Source organism: uncultured Parolsenella sp. (genome assembly GCF_958346945.1).
Taxonomy (GTDB): domain Bacteria; phylum Actinomycetota; class Coriobacteriia; order Coriobacteriales; family Atopobiaceae; genus Parolsenella.
Genome location: NZ_CATVTL010000015.1, coordinates 1 through 19,298 on the forward strand (window position 1 = coordinate 1; position 19,298 = coordinate 19,298).

A 19,298-nucleotide genomic window follows, 5' to 3' on the forward strand; every position below is an offset into this window, starting at 1 on the left:
AGTCTTGCCGGCCTTCCAATTCCCCAGTTGGTACAATAGCGAAACCAAAACACCCCCTGTGAACAGGGGGTGTTTTGGTTTCGCTTGAAATAAAAATGAGCTTTTGTATGCGCCGACGAGTCATTCATTGGCCTTTTTCCAAAAAACCGCTTACAGAAAAAGGTTCGCCCGCCACCATCTCAGATAGTGGCGGGCTACGCTTGCTGCCGCCGAAGCGAACAACAAACTACCTTGCGGGTAATCACTCGAAGTGATTCCCTTGTCTAGCCGTGATTCCTTCCAGCTCCCCAGTTGGCACAAACCTTGCTAGACGTTGACATTATAATTCTACAGAGAGGTGAGTTGAATGCCAAAGAGGACGATATGCATTCAGAATGCGGCTTCTCTTTCGGTCAAAAATGCCGCTCTTGCAATAGAACAACAAGGCGAGCTCAAGGGCCTCATTCCACTCGAAGATATCTGGGTCCTCATTATCGAGACCCATCGTGCGCAGATTACTACAGCAGCCCTTTCGAAGATGGTTGATGCTGGTATTGGCGTTATGTTTTGTGGTGACGACCACATGCCTAACGGCCTGCTCCTTCCGCTCGGCGCTCATTCTCGCCATTCTGCAATTGTCGAGGACCAGCTTGCCATCTCGAAGCCGCTCCAGAAGCGGCTTTGGCAGAGGATCGTTAAGGCAAAGATTAACAACCAAGCGACTGTCCTTGATCTTATGGGATTGGATGGAGCTCCAATCAGATCTTGGTCCAAGGACGTCCTATCAGGGGACACGACAAATAGAGAATCTGTTGCTGCAAGTGCTTATTTCAAGAAGCTGATATCCGAGGGCAATCGTAGAAGTGGCCCCTTCTCTTCGGCGCTTGACTATGGGTACACCGTATTACGCGCCGGGATTGGTAGGGCTGCCGTTGGTGGTGGCTGGCTTGTCTCTCGAGGCATCCATCACAACAACAACCTGAATGCGTTCAATCTCGTTGATGATCTGATCGAGCCCTTTCGTCCCGTAGTCGATCTGTTAATCGTTGAGCGGGTCCTTGAGGGCGAGCTAACCTCGGACATTAAGCGCGAGCTTGCCTCGATATTCGAATGCCTCGTACAAATCCCCTCAGGTAAAGTTCCCGTTCAAACGGCCATTGAAAACGAACTCGATTCTTTCAAGAAGGCCGTTCGGGTCGGTGACGCTTCGTTGCTTGAGCTTCCGTCGGTAATCCCGCTTGAGAAGGCGGGCTTGGAATAAGGAGCGATGATGAGAATCATGAGGATGCTTGTGATGTTTGACCTTCCGACGGGTAACAAGAGCGAGCGTAGGTCATATGCCGATTTCCGCAAGTTTCTCATCAAAGACGGCTATCACATGGAGCAGTTTAGCGTCTACTCGCGAGTCCTGCTGTCGCGTGACAGTGCCGATGCCCATCTGAAGAGGCTTGAGGCGAATCTCCCACTTGCGGGAGCTGTGACTGTTCTTACGCTCACAGAGAAGCAATATGAGGGGAGAGAAGTGCTTGTCGATAACAGACCGAGAATGGAACATATTGCCGATCCTGGTTCACAGCTGACGATCTCATTTTAAGTGGTTTGAAGTATGGATGACGCCTCGCATCGTGAAGATGCGAGGCGTCATTAACAGCGGCTACTCGACTCGATATGTTGAACTGTCGCGAGTGATGGCAATGTGTTTGTAGCAATGGCCAAGGCAGTCTTCTTCGAGAACGCGCACCTCGGTGTCTTGCCTCCAGCTGCCAATCGACGGCCAGTCCGTAACGCGTTCTTTGCTGAGCAGATTTAGCATGGTGAGCTGGCACTTTGTGATGCCGATTGTGGAGAAACGAGCTGCGCGATTGTCGACCAATACGACGTCTCCCGGATAGACTGTGATTGGCCCACTGGATTTTGCGCTCTCCGGAATGGGCTGCCAGTTGATTCTCGCCACTTCCTGTTCAATGGCTCTGGGTACGTAGTCCCCATGCTTGATGGAGGGAATGTCTGCATAGTAGACAGGCTCTGCATACCATTTGCCTCTTGTTTGTCCTGTGGCTGGTGCGTCCGGATCGAGCCATAGCCTTAAGAATGCTATCCCATCGATTTTTTGAGCCGTATCGTCGGAAATGAATCTAATATTCCCGCCCTTATTTTGTTTGCCTTTGGCTCGTACGAGCGGGTATTTACCTCTGTCCTGCGTATAGTCATCGATGTGATACAGAGTGTCTTCGAACATACGCCCCGTGACCCCATGACTAACCATGCGGGTCGGAATGACGAGCTCGCGAATAGCGGCGACCTCATCGGCAAAGGTCGGCCAAGGCTGTGTGTTGGAGAGGCGAGCCTTGCGCTCTTTCCTAAATTGCTCGCGACCCATGGAGGTCGTTTTTGCGACTTTCATAACGGCGCTTTCGTTGCAAGCTGCAATGACTGCTGCGTCAACGGCATGGTGTCGATCATCCTTGCGATTCTTTTCACCATGCGCTCCAAAGTTGAGACCCCATACCCAGCGAAGATTGCCCGTAGCGCCACCGGCTACGGCCGTCACGTGCTTCTCGCGCTTTCCTTTGGGGAAGATGAGGCAGTCTTCCAGATAGCTCTTAACGGCGCGAGACATATAGCGAGTGTCATTGAGGTTCCTGTTGATGAACCCCTCCTGAGTATCCTCGTCGAGGAGGGTGTTGAGAAATTTAGCGCGCTTGCGGGGATTCTTCACCTCGGCGATGACGCGGTTGCGGTACTCCTCCCAGTTCGGAGCTTTCTCCTCATCGGAGGTCATCCACTCGTAGGGCGTGCGCTCCCTCTTATTTTGGTTGTTGCTGGCAAAGGTGAGCGTCTTGTTGGATTGATCATCGTCGCAGGTTCGTGAATAAGGAAGCACGTGGTCGATTTCGCAATAGTGCTCGTCAGTCACGAGCCTTTCTAGATCGATTCGATCTCCCGTATAGATATCCTTGCACCCCTGCTCCTCTCTTAGAGCGAGCATACGGATGATGTTCCCCCTCACGGCCTCGGGCTCGACGCCCAAAATGTCGGCGGCGAGTTTTGCGTGCCTCTTATTGTCGGCCTCTCGGGCGTTGCGTCTCTTTGTGACGAGGTCTTTCTCGCGCTTCGACTGCTTGAGCTCACGTGCGAGCTCGACATGAATCTCGTCGGGAACACCGTAGATTTTGATAATCGAGTTGATGATGCGGCGCATGCGGCCCATAGCACGAAGGACCACGGGGTTGCGGCAAGTTTCGTCATATGCATTATAGGGAGGCAGCAACGTTGAGCGCGGGAAGCGCCCCTCGTCCCGCTTACCTTTGAGCCCGGTTGCCACTTCTGCCTCGGTGAGCGTCCTGATTTCCGGCTCCTCGAAGGCTCCGATCAGAAGGTCGAGCGCCTTGCGGCTTCGATTCCCGTAACCCTTGAATAGCTTGCTTGTAAAAGGAACGGAGAGAAGGGTCTCGCGGTCATCTTCAGACAGGTCTATAGTCTCGAGACACTCGGAGAGAGTCTCCTCAGTGCTGGAGTACGCGATGGCCTCGCAAATATCATCCCCGAACGATCTATCCTCAATCATGGACGCTAGCAAGGATGTGGGCAGGATAATTCGCAGTTTGCGCCATGCCTTTGGTGCGAAGACCTCGTCCTTCTCCTTTTCCTTGGCAACCCCCTTGAACATGCTCTTCGCGCTAATGTCGAGGTCTTTCCTGATGGTGTTGTAGGTGACCTTGCAGTCCTTGTTGCCCCTGATTGGGGAGGGTGAGAACAGGATGCCGATGTACTTATCGATTTGCTCGGAAGTAAGCGTCTGCTCTGCACCGTCTTCGTGAACAATGACGAGATGCCCCAGCCTTTCGTAGGCTCGGCACAGCTCGGACGAGACGTCTGCATTAGCGGCACGCTTCTCCTCGGGGAAATAGGTACAAGGGCCTACCAGCTCGTATACCTTCACGTCATGATCGGCTGACTTCTTCTCCCAGGTAAGGCACTCGAAGTAGCTCTTCTCGAGCTCTTGGGTGGCCCTATTGTTGCCGAGCTCTCTCTGGGCTGAAAAGACGACTTTAACCTCGTCTTGAATCTGCGAGTTGTAGACGCAAAGGTCATAGTTGCCGCCGCGATTGCGCGAGCGGCCCTTATCGCTTCGGTAGAGCATCTCTCCGACGGTGCGATAGCCACCGCTCTCCATGGCCTTTGTGTTGTCCGCAATTGCCTTGAGGACTTTCTTGCCTTCGGCGTCGTCCGTCTCGCCGGCCCTGCCTTCCCCGTGTGGAATGTAGCCTCTCTTGCCGCAGAGGGAGTAAAGAACCTGGGCAAATTCGCGGTCACTGAGAGGACGGTCAAGGCCAACCGCGCGCAGCTTGGTAACGGGTTTGTCTCCCTTGCGTGTCTGGAGCCAGGCCTTATCGACGTCGTTGGGAACGAGGCCTGCCTCCTTGAGGAGGGCGAGGCAGTGGCTAAGGCGAGCGGCTGTCCTGCGATTGTTTCTTCTAGTGCTGCGTGCATTTCGACGCACTACGGCAAGACTCATATTGTTTTTGTCCTGCTGTGGCGCCTTGAAGAGATGGCTTCCCATCTCAAGAATGAGATGGTTGTTAAAGTCGATAAGGCAGAAGCCGCAACTTGAGATGCCCGGATCGAGGCCGAGAACGAGATAGGGCCTGTTAGTCAGGTGCTTTTTAATTTCCTGCCATTCATCTCGGTCATGACCAAGGGTATAGGGAGGCTGCTCGCTATCCATGACGACTCCTTTGCTCGGTAATGCTCGTCTCAAAGTATAGGAAGCGGCGGACATAAATCTGGTGTCTCAGACAGCTAAATCGACGGACGGGTGGCCATGGGTGCCCATGAGCTCTCCATGGCGCGGCGCCTGTACGAGGGCGTGGCAGACGTGCCCGGCGTCACCGTCTACGGCGACTGGCCTGCGCTGGAGCTGGGCGAGGCGAGCGCGCGCACGGGCGTCGTGGCGCTGAACGTCTCGGGCCTGGACTCGGCCGAGGTGTCAGACGCCCTCATGGACGGCTGGGGCATCGCGACGCGCCCAGGCGCCCACTGCGCCCCGCTCATGCACCGTGCGCTCGGCACCGAGCGCCAGGGCATCGTGCGCCTCTCCACCAGCTGGTTCACCACGCCCGAGGAGATCGATGTGGCCATCGGCGCCATCCGAGAGATCGCGGAGGAGTAGCAGCGTACTCTGCAGGCTCCGTCTTTGGGACTTTTCATTCCCTTCTCGGTTGAAAAACCATTCTCAAAGGCGGAGCTTGCCGATTGTGATGTGTGGACGCCTCTGGTCCGTGAGCCGATTTGTTGCCGCCAGGACTTGCTATTTCGCAATCGGGGGGGGGTAAGTTGGTGCTATCGAAGGCGGGGCGCGGGCCCTGCCGCCAGTTGATTGAGAAGGGATCAACGATGCTCAATAGAAGACAGTTCATGAAGATTGCGGGTGCAGGTGTCCTCGGTCTTGGCCTCGTGGGCTGTGGCAACAATGCCGCGCAGGAAGCTCCAAATATCGAGGCGGCGGAGACGAGCTCAACGACTGAGGCGGCGACGACAGCTCCAGAGCCGACCGAACGTAAGGTTGCGTTTGTGTGCTCGACCGATTTAACAGATCACAATACAGATCTCGAGCTTGGCTGCGCAGTTGAAGATGCGGCAAACGAACTGGGTTGGAGCATGGACTACCAGGACGGGCTGAGCCCCGATGAGGTGGAAAAGACGATTCTGTGCTATATCGCTGACGGTTATGGTCTTATCTGCGTACCTGAGTACCTCGGCTACATCGTGGAGCATGTTGCTCCAGACAATCCAAACACCGTCTTCTGCGTGTTCGAGGGCTCGGCTGAGGGACAAAACATCATGTCGATTTCAACGGATCGAACGCAGGTCGGTCAACTGGGTGGTTCGCTTGCCGGCCTGCTTACGAAGACGGGATTCGTCGAGATCATGGGCCAGAGTCATAGTCTGCCAAGCTTCCAGGAGAAAGCCGATGCGTTCTGTGACGCGGCCCGTAAGGTAAATCCCTCCATAGATACTGCCTCATATTTGGACTATGCCGGGAAGAATGAGAATGATGTTAGCCAAGGAGCTAACGGGATTCTTAACGCGGGTTATGATGTTCTCTTCTGCGATAACCCCTGTGTCGCTTGTGGAGCAGCGCTGGCTTTGGACTCCTATGACGATTGTTTTGCCATTGGATCTATCGAGGACTGTGGACAGTACTATGGCGCCAAGATTGCATGCTCCGTCGTGATTGATTACAAGGGCATGGTCGAACAGGCCATGAAGAGCGTAGAGGTTGGCAAGTATGGCAACGAGGTGATCGAGGGTAACCTCGCGAACGGCTTCATCAAGATTGGTTCATTCTCGAGCTCCGTCGATGCGAGTGTCCAGGAAGAGTACCTCTCCATCGTGGACCAGATCAAGGCAGGAACGTTCATGTAGAGGTTTCGACGCGCCTCGCTCTTGTCGGGCTTCCTGTGCCATAACGGCTGGGAGGCCCATTTCTTTTTGGAACGGGTGCCTATCTCCCGTTCACGCGTGCTCGAGCGCGCCGTCACGGACGCTGCCGAGAAGGACGGGCGTCTCGCACCCGAGTCCGCGCAACACGGCGGCGAAGCGGCGGGCGGCGGCAGCGCGTTCGGGCGTCTCGGCCTGGTTCACGACGATGACGTCCGGCGCGATGAGCCCGCGGGCCATCTCGTCTGCCATGCCACGGGCCACGAGCTCGGGCGTTGCCGTGTCATAGACGCCGCATCCGACGCGCTCGCACAGCAGGGCGGCGCGGTGGACCCTCTCGCCCACGAGGCCGCCAAAGCCGCTTGCACCCACGACGCACGTCGTGAGGTCGGCGCAGGCGGGCACGACCGGCTCGTGCGAGGCGTGCGCCTTGAGCGGTAGCCGCTTGGAGCCGTCAGCCTCGACCACGAGCAGGTCTGCCGCACCCGCGAGCTCCTCGAGCGGCATCGCCGGTGCCGCGAGCCTGCCTAGGTCGTCGGCGGTGGGCGTGCCCACGCACGCCGGGCTGCGGCTGTCGAGCGCCCGCGTGAGCTCGCGCATGTCGCCCGAGGTCACGAGTGGCATCCCCCCAAACGGCAGGAAGTGCGTCGTCGTGGCGAGCACGACGCGTCCGTCTCGCGCCGCGGCGTCCTCGCCCAGCGCGCGCAGGAGCGTGGACTTGCCGCCGCTGCCGATGACGGCCACGCAGCGCACGTCCCCGGAGGAGATGCGTCCGCCCACGGATGAGAGCAGCGAGTCAAGACAATTCATCAGGCAACCAAACCTATAGTTAGGGTCAAGCTGGCTCGGGCGTTATTCTCGGGAATATACTACGCTGAGCTACACACCAATTCTGACGCATGCCAGGGATGGGAGAGACCATGCTCGTAGAGATTCGGGGGGCGGGCGACATCGCGACCGGCATCGCGTTGCGCCTGCATCGCGCCGGCTGCAAGGTCGTCATGTGCGACCTGCCCACGCCCACGTCCATTCGCCGCACCGTGTGCTTCTCCGAGGCGATCCGCCTGGGGGAGTGCGAGGTCGAGGGGGTCCGCGCACGCCTCGCGCACTCGCTGGCCGAGGCACGCACCATCGTGGTCTCCGGCGAGGTCGCCGTGCTCGTGGACCCCGAGGGCGCAAGCACCCGCGAGCTGAGGCCGGCCGTTCTCGTGGACGCCATCCTCGCCAAGAAGAACCTGGGCACCACGCGCGACATGGCGCCCGTCGTCATTGGCGTGGGTCCCGGCTTTACCGCAGGTAGGGACTGCCACGCCGTGGTCGAGACCAAGCGTGGCCACTACCTGGGCCAGGTCATTCTCGACGGCCCGGCCGCGCCCAACACGGGCATCCCCGGCGTCATCGCCGGCCACTCCGCCGACCGCGTGCTGCGCGCCCCGGTCGACGGCATTTTTGAACCGGTACTGCAGATTGGCGACGTCGTGCGCGCGGGCCAGGTGGCTGCGACGGTTGCCGGCGTGCCCATGACCTGCACCATCGACGGCGTGCTGCGCGGCCTGCTCCAGGAGGGCGTCGAGGTCACGGCCGGCATGAAGTCCGGTGACATCGACCCGCGCTGCGAGCGCGCCCACTGCTTCACCGCCTCGGACAAGGCACGCGCCGTTGGCGGCGGCGTGCTCGAGGCCATCTGCCACTTCACGTCGCGTCTGGAAGGCTAGCCATGGAGGGAATTTCGCTGCTGCGCGCCGCTGCCGGGGAGCTCGAGGCCGGCCGCAAGGTGGTCGAGTGCGTCGTGCTCGCCACGCGTGGCTCGGCCGCGCGCCACGCCGGAGCCCGTATGCTCACGCTCGAGGACGGCACCCTGCTGGGTACCGTGGGCGGCGGCACGCCCGAGCTGCGCTGCCGGGAGATGTCGCGCGAGTGCTTGCTCGACGGCCGCCCGCGCCGCGTCACGATGGAGCGCGGCGTCGTCGACATCGCCTGTGGCGGGGCCCAGGACCTGGGTGTTCGTGCCCTGAGCCAGGCAGACCTCGTGGCGCTCACCGCCGCGCTCGACGCCGCCGACGCTGGGCGCACGGGCCGGCTGCTCGTTGACTGGAGCGCGCCCGAGCCGGTGGCCACCTACGAGCCCGACGACGTGCCGACCCACGTCGGCGACCCCCACCTCGAGGGCGACGTCTTTGTCGAGACGGTCGCGGCCGCCGAGCGCGCCGTGATCTTTGGCGGTGGCCACGTGGGTCGCGCTCTGGTGCCCGCGCTTGCCGCGATTGACTTCGAGGTCACGGTGTTCGACGACCGCCCCGACGTTGCCAAGCCCGAGAACTTCCCGGCAGCGAGCCGCGTCATTCTCGGCGACTTTGCCAACATCGACGAAGGAATCGAGCTTACCCCGTGCGACTACGTGATCGTGATGACCCACGGGCATGTGGCAGACGAGCAGGTCGTGGCCCAGGCCATGCGCCATAACCCCTGCTACCTTGGTTGTATGGGCAGCCGCAACAAGCGCCGCGTGCTCGAGAAGGTCGTGGCCGACGCCGGTGCGACCCCTGAGCAGATCGCGGCGGTCGACCTGCCCATTGGTTACTCGATTGGCGCCGTGACCCCGGCCGAGATTGCCGTGAGCATCGCCGCCAAAGTTATCGAGGTGCGTCACGCCGGCGACGCCGACAAGGGTCCCTCGCACGTCTCGCACGCCTGCCCCAGCATGTAGTTGGCGGGGGACGGGGCAAAAGACCCGTCCCCATCCCGGGCGGGGTTGTGGATTGGCGGACACGGGCCTGCCTCCCCATCCCAGGCGGGGTTGTGGTCCGGCCGGGCTCGCTCGGCTCCCGCCTCTTTCTCAAATTCCTAGGATTATGCCGTTATCAGCATTTAACGGATAGTGTTAACGGCATTTTCCTAGGATTTTGCGGTTGGGGGATGGCTGTGGCTGGCTGCGGTTGGGGCCATGTGCCGGCGGGGGCAAAGGACCCGTCCCCCCTGTCCCGGGCGGCCATGTGCCGGCGGGGGCAAAGGACTCGCCCCCTGTCCCCGTCGCGGCGGGCGCCGTTCGCATAGCGTTATATACCGCTCGCAAGAACGGTTGACCCGTTAGGGCTGTTCTCTTCCCTTAAGGGTTGCCAAACCATTTGTAAGAGTTCAGACTTTGATTCAGTTTCTTATGGCGAGCGTTGTTTAAAATCATACACAACGCCTAAGCGGAAATAAGAATTTCTTGGTATTCAAGCCACACTGGGGCCGAGCGGGGGAGAAGGGAATGCAACATGCGTAACGTCAGCCGCAGGCAGGTTCTGCAGGGAATGGGCGCCGGCATCGTCGCCGCCACCGGCATGGGTCTCGTGGGCTGCGGTGGCTCCGCCGCCACCACCGAGGTCGCCACGACCGAGGCCGCTGCCTCGGGCGAGAGCCTCATCGTCTTCGCTGCCGCGAGCATGACCGAGAGCCTTACCAAGGCCACCGACGCCTTCACCAAGGAGACCGGCACCGAGGTCGCCTTCACCTTCGATTCCTCGGGCACCCTTAAGACCCAGATCCAGGAGGGCGCCGAGTGTGACGTCTTCATCTCCGCCGGCCAGAAGCAGATGAACCAGCTCGACGTCACCGCTGACTCGAGCGTCAACACCGAGGGTCTCGACCTCATCGAGAGTGACACCCGCTTCAACATCCTCGAGAACGAGGTCACCCTCGTTGTCCCCGAGGGCAACCCCGCCAACATCAACAGCTTCGATGAGCTGGCCCAGCACCTCCAGGCCGGTGACATCAAGCTCGCCATGGGCAACTCCGACGTGCCGGTGGGCCAGTACACCCAGAAGATCCTGGCCTACTACAACCTCAACGAGGACGAGCTCGCCGCCGCTGGCGTGCTGACCTACGGCACCAACGTCAAGGAAGTCACGACGCAGGTCTCCGAGGACGCCGTCGACTGCGGCATCATCTACCGCACCGACGCCGTCTCTGCCGGTCTCACTGTGGTCGACGTCGCCACCAAGGACATGTGCGGCCAGGTCATCTACCCGGCTGCCGTCGTCAAGGGCACCAAGCACGAGCAGGCCGCCAAGGACTACCTCGAGTTCCTCAAGGGCTCCGAGGCCGGCGCCTGCTTCGAGGAGGTCGGCTTCAAGCCGCTGTCCGAGTAGCGGGCCACGCGTATGGCGTGAGATAAGAGTCTAAGCGGCGCCCCGGCCGAATTTCGACGGTCGGGGCACGTGTCGTTGGAGGAAACCGTGGACTGGTATCCGCTCATAAACTCGCTGCGCATCGCCGCGGTGGCCACGGTGGTGGTGTACTTTGCCGGCATCGGCGCCGCGCAGCTCATCGCCCGCCTGCCGCGCACGGTCAAGGCGCTGCTCGACGTGGTGCTCACGCTGCCGCTCGTGCTGCCGCCCACCGTCGTTGGCTACCTGCTGCTGCTCGTCCTGGGGCCACGCCGCCCGGTGGGCGCGTGGGTGCTCGAGACCTTTGGCATCAAGCTCACCATGACGTGGTACAGCGCGATCTTTGCCTGCATCATCGTGGCGTTCCCGTTGATGTACCGTACCGCCCGCGGCGCGTTCGAGGCCTACGACGACACGCTCACCGACGCCGCCCAGACCTTGGGCAAGAGCCGCACCTGGGCCTTCTGGCACGTCCAGATGCCCAGCTGCGCGCAGGGCATCCTCGCCGGCGCGGTGCTGGCCTTTGCTCGCGCCCTGGGCGAGTACGGCGCTACCGCCATGATCGCCGGCTACACCCCCGGCCAGACGGCGACCGTCTCCACCACGGTCTACCAGCTGTGGCGCACCGGAGACGACATGCTCGCCCTCAAGTGGGTGCTCGTGAACATGGCGATCTCGGCCGTGGTGCTGCTTGCCATGAACTGGCTCGAGGGCCGCGCCTGCACGCAGGGAGGTACCAAGTGAGTCTATCAGTCGACATTCGCAAGAGCTTCCCGGGCTTTAGCCTCGACGTCTCCTTCGAGGCGCCTGACGCCACCAAGACGCTCGCGCTTCTGGGCGCGTCGGGCTGCGGCAAGTCCATGGCGCTCAAGTGCATCGCGGGCATCGAGACGCCCGACGAGGGCCGCATCGTGCTGAACGACCGCGTGCTGTTCGACTCCGCCGCGCACGTCAACGTGCCTGCGAGCGGGCGCCGTGTGGGCTACCTCTTCCAGAACTACGCGCTGTTCCCCACGATGACCGTGGCCAAGAACGTCGAGACGGGCGTGCGCAGCCGCAACAAGGACGAGGTCCGCGAGCGCGCCGCCGCGCAGATCCGGGCCTTTAGGCTCGAGGGCCTCGAGAGTCGCAAGCCCTCGGAGCTCTCCGGCGGCCAGCAGCAGCGCTGCGCCCTGGCCCGCATCATGGCCAACAACCCCGAGCTGTTGCTGCTCGACGAGCCGTTCAGCGCGCTCGACGGCTTTCTGCGCTGGCAGATCGAGCTTGAGCTCGCTGACACTCTCAAGGCCTTCCCGGGCGGCGTGGTCTTCGTGACGCACAGCCGCGACGAGGCCTACCGCATGTGCGACCAGGTCTGCGTGCTCACGGCTGGCAAGAGCGGTCGCACCGTGGGCACCCACGAGCTGTTCGACGCGCCGGCCACGCGTTCCGAGGCCATCATCAGCGGCTGCAAGAACGTGAGCGAGGCTACTGCGGTGGGCGGGCGCGTGGTGCGCTGCGCCGACTGGGGTGTCGAGCTCGCTTGCGCGCAGGACGTCGCGGGCGCTACGAGCGTGGGCGTGCGCGCGCACTTCCTGCGCATTGTGCGTGCCGACGGCCGCGTGGTCGACACCATTGGTGATGCCGAGACGGGCTTTGGCTCGGCTGCCCATGATGCCGAGAAGGGCGCGCGGGTGGCGGGCGCTGTCGCTGGTGCCGCGGGCGACGACGCGCCCGGCTCCGCATCCGTCTCGCCCGACAACCGCATCGAGTGCCGCGTTGCCCGCGTGATCGACAACGTCTTCTCGACCATCGTTATGTGCGACACCCCTGGCACCACCCAGTTGCGCGTTGAGCTGTCCAAGGACGCCTGGGCCTCCCTTGAAGACCCCACGAGCGTTACCATCGAGGTCTCGCCCGCCGACGTCATGGTTCTGAGGGGATGATTAGTTGAGGGACACCCTGGGCAGGAACATCTCCTACCTGCGTCTTTCCATCACCGACAAGTGCAACTGCCGCTGCATCTACTGCATGCCCGCGGCAGGCGTTGCGCACCGCCGTCACCGCGACTTGCTCTCGTTCGAGGAGCTCGCCGAGGTGGTGGCGGCCGCCGCTACGTTGGGCGTGCGCAAGGTACGCATCACGGGTGGCGAGCCGCTTGCCCGGCGCGGCGTCGAGGAGCTCGTGCGCCTCGTCGCGGCCACGCCGGGCATCGACGAGGTCGACATGACCACCAACGCTACGATGCTCGCCCCGCTCGCGCGTCCGCTGCGCGAGGCCGGCCTCACGCGCCTCAACGTGAGCCTCGACACCCTGCGGCCCGAGCGCTACCGCGCCATTAGCCGCACGGGCGAGCTCGCAGACGCCATCGCCGGCATGCGCGCCGCGGCAGACGCCGGGTTTACCAACTTCAAGATGAACTGCGTGCTCATGGGCGGCGTCAACGACGACGAGGTGGCCGACTTCGTGGACATCGCGCGCCGCGAGCCCGTGGAGGTGCGCTTCATCGAGCTCATGCCCATGGGGGAGTGCGCCGCCTGGCCACGCGAGCGCTTCGTCTCGGGTGACGTGGTGCTCAACACCTGTCCTGACCTCGTGCGCATTGGCGAGGGCGGTGTGGCCGAGCTCTACGCGGGCCCGGGATTTGCGGGCCGCGTGGGCCTCATCCGCGCGGTGAGCCACCGGTTCTGCTCGGGCTGCGACCGCATTCGCGTCACGGCCGACGGCCGCCTCAAGCCCTGCTTGCACTCGGCCGCCGAGGTGCCGCTCGTGGGCCTGCACGGCGAGACGCTCGTGGACGCCATCCGCGCCGGCATCGAGGCCAAGCCGGCCCACCACAACCTGCGTCCCGGCGTGAGCGCGAGCGCCACGCCGCGCGACATGAACGAGATAGGAGGCTAGCGTGGACAACGAGAACACCAACGCCGCTGCCGGCAGCGCGGGCGAGGTCGCGGGGACGACCTGCTCGCCCTGCTCGGCCAACTCGGGCGCCGCGACCGACGCGCCCGCGACCACCTCGGCATCGATTCGCGACGCCGAACTCACTCACGTAAACGCCCAGGGCCGCGCCCGCATGGTCGACGTGGGTGCCAAGCCCGTTACCAGCCGCGTTGCCCGCGCCGCGGGCCGCGTGCTCATGGCGCCCAGCACCCTCGAGCTCGTGCGCACGGGCGGCACCCGCAAGGGCGACGTGCTGGCCGTGGCGCAGGTCGCGGGCATCATGGCGGCCAAGCGTACCTGGGAGCTCGTGCCCATGTGCCACCAGGTGCCGCTGAGCGGCGTCGACATCAGCTTTGCCTTTGAACCCGAGGGCATCGCCATCGAGGCGACCGCCCGCTGCAAGGGCGAGACGGGCGTCGAGATGGAGGCGCTCACGGCCGTGTCGGTCGCGGCGCTCACCATCTACGACATGTGCAAGTCGCACCAGCGCGACATGGTCATCGAGTCCGTGCGGCTCATGGAGAAGGACGGTGGCCGTTCGGGCCACTTCGTGCGTCAAGAGTAGGGATAAGCAAAAAATGGGAGAGACCAATAACACGCAGGTGGCAACCGTCGTTGCCGTTTGCACCAGCGACAAGAAGGGTGTGCGCAAGAAACCCGTCGACGTCATCGAGCTGGCCGTGGGCACAGGCGTCGTGGGAGACGCCCACGCCGGTGCCTGGCACCGCCAGGTGAGCCTTCTGCCCGACGAGTCGGTCGACGAGTTGCGCGAGGTGCTGCCCAACCTTGCCCCCGGCGACTTTGCCGAGAACATCCTCACGCGCGGGCTCGACCTCAAGAGCCTGCCCGTGGGCACGGTCGTTGCGGCGGGCGAGGCCCTGGTCGCGGTGACCCAGATTGGCAAGAAGTGCCACAACGACTGCGAGATTAAGCGCCTCACCGGCAAGTGCGCGATGCCCACCGAGGGCATCTTTGCCGTGGTCATCCGTGATGGCAAGGTTCGCGCGGGCGACGAGGTCCGCGTGGTGGAGGTGTGCGAGCGATGAGGGAACTGGCCGTTCAGGATGCCGTGGGACACGTCCTGTGCCACGACATGACGCAGATCATCCCGGGCAAGTTCAAGGGCGCACGGTTCCGCAAGGGCCACGTGGTGCAGCCTGAGGACGTGCCCGTGCTGCTCTCGATGGGCAAGCGCAGCGTCTATGTCTGGGAGATGCAGCCGGGCATGCTGCACGAGAACGACGCGGCCCTGCGGCTGTGCAAGCTCGCCGAGGGCGCGGGCTGCACCCATGCGGACGACATCAAGGAGGGCAAGATCGAGCTGCGCGCGGCTTGCGACGGCTGCTTTACCGTGCGCTCCGAGGCCCTGCGCGCCGTGAACTCGGTCGAGAAGGTCATGATCGCCACGCGTGCCGGCAACACCGCCGTGCGCAAGGGCGACAAGCTCGCCGGTATGCGCGTGATTCCCCTCGTGGTGGAGGAGAGTGTGCTCGCCGCGGCCGACGCCGCCGCGGCCGACGCTCCCGGCGAGGGCCCGCTGTGCGAGGTCGTGCCCTTCAAGCTGCGCCGCGTTGGCATCGTGACCACGGGCAGCGAGGTCGCCGGCGGCCTTATCGAGGACTCGTTTACCCCGGTGGTGCGCAGGAAGCTTGCCGCCTATGGCATCGAGATGGTGGCCCATGAGCTGCCCGGCGACGACATCGACGACATCGTGGCCGCGATTGGCCGCGTGCGCGAGGCGGGCTGCGACCTCGTGGTCTGCACGGGTGGCATGAGCGTCGACCCCGACGACAACACCCCCGGCGCCATCCAGCGCAGCGGCGCGCGCATGGTCACCTATGGCGCGCCCGTGCTGCCGGGCGCCATGCTCTTTGTGGGCTACTACGACGACGGCACGCCCGTGCTGGGCCTTCCCGGCTGCGTGATGTTCGCCGGCGCCACGATCTTTGACCTCGTGATGCCGCGCATCGCTGCGGGCATCCCCATGACGCGCGACGACATCGTGGCCTATGGCGAGGGCGGCCTGTGCCTGGGCTGCGCCGAGTGCCACTACCCGATCTGCCCGTTTGGCAAGTAGGGGAGTGTGAGGGCGCCTGCCGCGCTGCTCGGCCACTTTCCAGCCATCGGTTGCGCACGTTTGAGCGGCGTTGGACGTGCCAAACCGATGGCGCGTTTGGGCGAGGCGAGTGGCCGCGTTTCTCTGCCACGCGCCGCTCGCCCAAGGTCGGGCGCCGTGCCCGCTGCGCGCGTACTACACTTGATGCGTCTGTCTTGGCGGTTGCCTTGCGGGGCGGCCGCCTCTTTGTTTGGGAGGTACCATGGCCCACCACGACCATGACCACGAGCACAACCACGAGCGCGACGCCGCAGCTCAGGTGCCCTATACGGCTCGCGTCATCACGGTGAGCGACCGCTGCGCCGCCGGCAAGCGCGTCGATTCCGCCGGCCCCGTGCTCGTCGCGCAGCTCGCCGCTGCGGGCTTTGACGTCGACCCCCACGTGGTCGTCGAGCCCGACGACGCCGGGCGCATCGCCCACGCCATTCGCGAGGCCGCCCGCGCGGACGTTGCCCTGTGCGTCACCTGCGGCGGCACCGGCTTGGGCCCGCGCGACGTGACGCCTGAGGCCACCCTCACCGTCTGCGACCGTATGGTCCCGGGCCTGGGCGAGCTCATGCGCTCCCGCTCCGCCGGCATCACTGACCACGCGTGGGTCTCGCGCGGCACGGCCGGCACGCTTGCGCGCACCCTTGTGGTGAACGTGCCGGGATCTCCCAAGGGCGCCACCGAGAACCTGGGGTTTGTCCTGGATCCCATCCGTCACGGCCTCAAGATGCTGCGCGCGGAAGGCCCCGCAGACTGCGCCGCCGAGCGTGCCGCCAGCGAGGCGGCGTCTCTCGCGAGCCGTCCCTGCGTGCTGTTCGACTTCGACGGCACGCTCGCGGACACCAAGCGCTGCATCGTCGAGACGGCTACCGAGGTCCTTCTCGGCTTTGGCCTTACCCGCGAGCAGATAGGTGACGCGGGGCGCCTGGTGGGTCCGCCCTTCCCGGCCGCGTTTACGCTGGTATATGGCCTGTCGGAGGAAGACGCGGCTGAGGTCACGCGCCGCTACCGCGCCATCTACTTCAAGCTTGGGCCCGAGAGCCACCCGCTGTTCGCGGGCATCCGCGAGCTACTCGACGAGCTGCGCGCGCAGGGCCGCCGCCTTGCGATCGTCTCGTCCAAGAACTACAAGCTCATCGACGCCGCGCTGGCAGACACCGGCATCGAAGGGCTGTTCGACGCCGTGGTCTCCTCGCGTGACCCCAAGGACGTGGGCAAGCAGGCCCTCGTGACGCGCGCGCTCGAGGAGCTGGGGTGCGCCCCGCACGACGCCGTGATGGTGGGCGACCGCTTCTACGACATCGAGGGCGCCTGCGCCTGCGGCGTCGCGAGCCTGGGCGTCTACCTGGGCAACACCGCCGAGGACGGCGAGCTCGAGCGCGCCGGCGCCACGGCCGTGGCCCGCTCGGTCGCCGAGATGCGCGCGATTCTCGTGGGCTGATTTCGGGTACAAGCAACAACACGAAGCATCGCCGCGCCATCATACGACGCACAGATTGGAAGGAGCCACCATGCTCGATCCCGTTGACCTCATGCGCAAGACGTTTCTCGCCGGCGTGGGCGCCGTTGCCTATGGTGCCGAGAAGACCGGCGAGATCATCGACGACCTCGTCAAGAAGGGCGAGATCACGGTTGACCAGGGCAAGGACCTCAACCGCGAGCTCACCCAGAAGGCCAAGCAGACCGTCTCCGACGCGCAGGACCAGGTGCTGCGCGCCCACCTCGCCACGATGACGCCCGCCGAGCGCGCCGACTACGTCGACCGTGCCCGCGAGATCGCCGACGACCTCGATGCCGCCCGCGTCACCGTTGACGTCGAGGCCGACGTGGTCGAGGACGACGAGGCCGAGGAGTAGCCGCGCTTGACTGGTGAGCCAAAGGACAAGGTGAATGTGGCCGTGCCCGAGGGGTCCTCGGGCACGGTGCCGCATGCAGACCCGTCGACCCCCGAGGCGCAGGACGCTATGTGGGAGGCCGCGCTCGCCGGCGTGGAGGGCGAGCTCGACGAGGACGACTCGATGACGATTGGCCTGCTGCGAGGCGCCCGTCGCAACGATGCGAGCCGCTACGGCATCTCGAGCAAGCGCCGCCACGCCCGCATCCTGCAGATCTTTGGCATCGTGCGCAAGTACGACATCTTTGGCGGCATCACGCCCGTCAAGTTCCGCCGCATGCTCGAGGAGCTGGGCCCCACCTTCGTGAAGGCCGGCCAGATCCTGTCGATGCGATCGGAGATTCTGCCCGAGCGCTTCTGCCGCGAGCTCACCAAGCTGCGTAGCGACGTCGACCCCATGCCCTACGAGACGGTCGTCGCCGTGCTCGAGCAGGAGTATGGCGGCTCGCTCGGCGACGTCTTCGACGCCATTGGCGAGCACCCGCTCGGCTCGGCTTCGGTGGCGCAGGTGCATCGCGCGCGCCTCGCGAGTGGCGAGGACGTCGCCGTGAAGGTGCAACGCCCGCACGTGCAGGAGGTCATGGCGCAAGACATCGACATCATGCGCTCGCTCGTGCGCCACCTCACCCCCTTCTTCAAGGGCGACCAGTTCCTCGACCTCACGAGCGTGGTGGAGGAGCTATGGGACACCTTCCGCGAGGAGACCGACTTCCTCGTCGAGGCGCGCAACCTCGAGGAGTTCCGCCGCAACAGCGAGAGCTGCAAGTTCGTGACCTGCCCCAAGCCGTACATGAGCCTGTGCACCAAGCACGTCGTGGTGATGGAGTACGTCGAGGGCATTACGATCTCGAGTCCGGCTAAGCTCGTCGACGCGGGCTACGACCTCACCGAGATCGGCACCAAGCTGGTTGACAACTACGCCACGCAGCTGCTTGACGACGGCTTCTTCCATGCCGACCCGCACCCCGGAAACATCGAGGTGTACGGTGGTCAGATCGTGTTTCTCGACCTGGGCATCACGGGCAGGCTGAGCCCGTCGCTGCGTCGCATCATGCGCGACATGATCTTCTCGGTGGCCGAGCGCGACACGCCCAAGCTCAAGAGCGCCCTGCTGCGCCTGTCGCTGGGCTCGCCCGACGAGGTCGACCACGCGGCGCTGCTCGCGGACCTCGACGAGGTGGTCGACGAGTTTGGCACCGTGAGCCTCTCCGAGCTCGACCTGGGCAGCTTCCTGGGCAACATCATCTCGCTCGCGCGGCGCAACGGCATCGAGCTGCCGGGGCAGATCACGAGCATGGCCCGCGGCCTCGTGACGCTCGAGGGCGTTCTCGACGAGTTTTTGCCCGGCGTGAACATGATTGACATCATCTCGCAGCACATCCGCTCGCACACCGACACGATGGCCAAGGTCAAGCATGATGCCGAGGAGCTCGCGATTCGTGGCAAGGCGGCCACGAAGGGTCTACTGGGCGCGGCCGCGCAGGCCGAGCTCGCGATGAGCATGCTCACGCGCGGCCAGCTCAAGCTCAACATGGACTTCGTGGGCTCCGAGGACCCCATCGACGACCTGAGCCACATCGCCGACCGCCTGACGCTGGGCGTTCTGAGCGTGGGCTTCCTGATTGCGGCGAGCGCCGTGGTCATGAGCGGCTGGGCCGAGCACGCGCGCTTCACGATTCTCGACGTGCCGGCGTTTGCGTTTGTGTGCTACGTGATCGCGTTTGCGCTGGCGTTTGCGATCCTGCATAACATCTGGGCCAGGCATCGCCGCAAGCACAGCAAGTAGCTGGGCCTCTGCCCGCTTTGC

At 63.6% G+C, this 19,298-nt stretch carries 18 protein-coding genes; 16 read left to right on the plus strand and 2 right to left on the minus strand.

The features are described from left to right. Positions 1–346 precede the first annotated feature (346 nt). Complete coding sequence (cas1, locus tag Q3866_RS07185) at positions 347–1,240, plus strand: type II CRISPR-associated endonuclease Cas1 (protein WP_301830691.1); 894 nt, start codon at positions 347–349, stop codon at positions 1,238–1,240. 9 nt (positions 1,241–1,249) lie between these two features. Then, positions 1,250–1,573, plus strand: a complete 324-nt coding sequence (gene cas2 / locus Q3866_RS07190) for a CRISPR-associated endonuclease Cas2 (RefSeq protein ID WP_301830692.1) — start codon at positions 1,250–1,252, stop codon at positions 1,571–1,573. A 60-nt stretch (positions 1,574–1,633) separates the two neighbouring features. Here the strand turns inward: cas2 and cas9 are convergent, their stop codons facing one another. Beyond that, complete coding sequence (gene cas9 / locus Q3866_RS07195; RefSeq protein ID WP_301830693.1) at positions 1,634–4,708, minus strand: type II CRISPR RNA-guided endonuclease Cas9; 3,075 nt, start codon at positions 4,706–4,708, stop codon at positions 1,634–1,636. A gap of 96 nt (positions 4,709–4,804) precedes the next feature. Between cas9 and Q3866_RS07200 the strand changes: the two genes are divergently transcribed. Further along, complete coding sequence (locus Q3866_RS07200) at positions 4,805–5,152, plus strand: aminotransferase class V-fold PLP-dependent enzyme (RefSeq protein WP_301830714.1); 348 nt, start codon at positions 4,805–4,807, stop codon at positions 5,150–5,152. 245 nt (positions 5,153–5,397) lie between these two features. Continuing rightward, positions 5,398–6,408, plus strand: a complete 1,011-nt coding sequence (locus Q3866_RS07205) for a BMP family ABC transporter substrate-binding protein (RefSeq protein ID WP_367881384.1) — start codon at positions 5,398–5,400, stop codon at positions 6,406–6,408. 90 nt (positions 6,409–6,498) lie between these two features. On the opposite strand, the gene yqeC is transcribed toward Q3866_RS07205, so the two are convergent. After that, entirely contained in the window at positions 6,499–7,233 is a 735-nt protein-coding gene (gene yqeC, locus Q3866_RS07210; RefSeq protein WP_301830694.1) for a selenium cofactor biosynthesis protein YqeC, read from the minus strand. Between the two features lie 110 nt (positions 7,234–7,343). Between yqeC and yqeB the strand changes: the two genes are divergently transcribed. The 12 genes from yqeB (at position 7,344) to Q3866_RS07270 (ending at position 19,277) form a co-directional block, all read left to right on the plus strand. Next, complete coding sequence (gene yqeB / locus Q3866_RS07215; protein ID WP_301830695.1) at positions 7,344–8,138, plus strand: selenium-dependent molybdenum cofactor biosynthesis protein YqeB; 795 nt, start codon at positions 7,344–7,346, stop codon at positions 8,136–8,138. 2 nt (positions 8,139–8,140) lie between these two features. Next, complete coding sequence (locus Q3866_RS07220) at positions 8,141–9,130, plus strand: XdhC family protein (RefSeq protein ID WP_301830696.1); 990 nt, start codon at positions 8,141–8,143, stop codon at positions 9,128–9,130. Positions 9,131–9,683: 553 nt separating this feature from the next. After that, positions 9,684–10,556 carry a molybdate ABC transporter substrate-binding protein gene (modA, locus tag Q3866_RS07225; RefSeq protein ID WP_301830697.1) on the plus strand — a complete coding sequence of 291 codons (873 nt, stop codon included), beginning with the start codon at positions 9,684–9,686 and terminating at the stop codon, positions 10,554–10,556. 87 nt (positions 10,557–10,643) lie between these two features. Then, the gene (gene modB / locus Q3866_RS07230) at positions 10,644–11,318 is read left to right on the plus strand and encodes a molybdate ABC transporter permease subunit (RefSeq protein ID WP_293673620.1); all 675 of its coding nucleotides are present in this window, start codon (positions 10,644–10,646) and stop codon (positions 11,316–11,318) included. After that, on the plus strand, positions 11,315–12,499 hold the full coding sequence (locus tag Q3866_RS07235; protein WP_301830698.1) for a sulfate/molybdate ABC transporter ATP-binding protein: 1,185 nt from the start codon (positions 11,315–11,317) through the stop codon (positions 12,497–12,499). The genes modB and Q3866_RS07235 overlap by 4 nt, the downstream gene beginning before the upstream one ends. A 4-nt stretch (positions 12,500–12,503) precedes the next feature. Continuing rightward, on the plus strand, positions 12,504–13,454 hold the full coding sequence (gene moaA, locus Q3866_RS07240) for a GTP 3',8-cyclase MoaA (RefSeq protein WP_301830699.1): 951 nt from the start codon (positions 12,504–12,506) through the stop codon (positions 13,452–13,454). Position 13,455: 1 nt separating this feature from the next. Then, complete coding sequence (moaC, locus tag Q3866_RS07245; protein ID WP_367881385.1) at positions 13,456–14,058, plus strand: cyclic pyranopterin monophosphate synthase MoaC; 603 nt, start codon at positions 13,456–13,458, stop codon at positions 14,056–14,058. A gap of 13 nt (positions 14,059–14,071) precedes the next feature. Further along, positions 14,072–14,539 (plus strand): MOSC domain-containing protein, encoded by a 468-nt coding sequence (locus Q3866_RS07250; protein WP_301830700.1) that lies wholly within the window; start codon positions 14,072–14,074, stop codon positions 14,537–14,539. Continuing rightward, positions 14,536–15,570: a molybdopterin-binding protein gene (locus tag Q3866_RS07255; RefSeq protein ID WP_301830701.1), complete on the plus strand. Its 1,035-nt coding sequence runs from the start codon at positions 14,536–14,538 to the stop codon at positions 15,568–15,570. Before Q3866_RS07250 ends, Q3866_RS07255 begins: the two co-directional genes overlap by 4 nt. A 241-nt stretch (positions 15,571–15,811) precedes the next feature. After that, the gene (locus Q3866_RS07260) at positions 15,812–17,038 is read left to right on the plus strand and encodes an HAD hydrolase-like protein (RefSeq protein WP_301830702.1); all 1,227 of its coding nucleotides are present in this window, start codon (positions 15,812–15,814) and stop codon (positions 17,036–17,038) included. Positions 17,039–17,108: 70 nt separating this feature from the next. After that, positions 17,109–17,453 carry a phasin family protein gene (locus tag Q3866_RS07265; protein WP_301830703.1) on the plus strand — a complete coding sequence of 115 codons (345 nt, stop codon included), beginning with the start codon at positions 17,109–17,111 and terminating at the stop codon, positions 17,451–17,453. Positions 17,454–17,459: 6 nt separating this feature from the next. Beyond that, positions 17,460–19,277 carry an AarF/ABC1/UbiB kinase family protein gene (locus Q3866_RS07270; RefSeq protein ID WP_301830704.1) on the plus strand — a complete coding sequence of 606 codons (1,818 nt, stop codon included), beginning with the start codon at positions 17,460–17,462 and terminating at the stop codon, positions 19,275–19,277. The last annotated feature ends 21 nt before the right edge of the window (positions 19,278–19,298 follow it).

Excerpts from the sequence above, each read along its gene's own strand:
- Q3866_RS07200 (WP_301830714.1), top strand. The coding sequence starts at position 4,805 with ATGGGTGCCCATGAGCTCTCCATGGCGCGGCGCCTGTACGAGGGCGTG.
- Q3866_RS07260 (WP_301830702.1), top strand. The coding sequence starts at position 15,812 with ATGGCCCACCACGACCATGACCACGAGCACAACCACGAGCGCGACGCC.
- Q3866_RS07265 (WP_301830703.1), top strand. The coding sequence starts at position 17,109 with ATGCTCGATCCCGTTGACCTCATGCGCAAGACGTTTCTCGCCGGCGTG.
- yqeB (WP_301830695.1), top strand. The coding sequence starts at position 7,344 with ATGCTCGTAGAGATTCGGGGGGCGGGCGACATCGCGACCGGCATCGCG.
- cas2 (WP_301830692.1), top strand. The coding sequence starts at position 1,250 with ATGAGAATCATGAGGATGCTTGTGATGTTTGACCTTCCGACGGGTAAC.
- Q3866_RS07205 (WP_367881384.1), top strand. The coding sequence starts at position 5,398 with ATGAAGATTGCGGGTGCAGGTGTCCTCGGTCTTGGCCTCGTGGGCTGT.
- cas9 (WP_301830693.1), bottom strand. The coding sequence starts at position 4,708 with ATGGATAGCGAGCAGCCTCCCTATACCCTTGGTCATGACCGAGATGAA.
- cas1 (WP_301830691.1), top strand. The coding sequence starts at position 347 with ATGCCAAAGAGGACGATATGCATTCAGAATGCGGCTTCTCTTTCGGTC.
- Q3866_RS07255 (WP_301830701.1), top strand. The coding sequence starts at position 14,536 with ATGAGGGAACTGGCCGTTCAGGATGCCGTGGGACACGTCCTGTGCCAC.
- Q3866_RS07220 (WP_301830696.1), top strand. The coding sequence starts at position 8,141 with ATGGAGGGAATTTCGCTGCTGCGCGCCGCTGCCGGGGAGCTCGAGGCC.
- yqeC (WP_301830694.1), bottom strand. The coding sequence starts at position 7,233 with ATGAATTGTCTTGACTCGCTGCTCTCATCCGTGGGCGGACGCATCTCC.
- Q3866_RS07250 (WP_301830700.1), top strand. The coding sequence starts at position 14,072 with ATGGGAGAGACCAATAACACGCAGGTGGCAACCGTCGTTGCCGTTTGC.
- modA (WP_301830697.1), top strand. The coding sequence starts at position 9,684 with ATGCGTAACGTCAGCCGCAGGCAGGTTCTGCAGGGAATGGGCGCCGGC.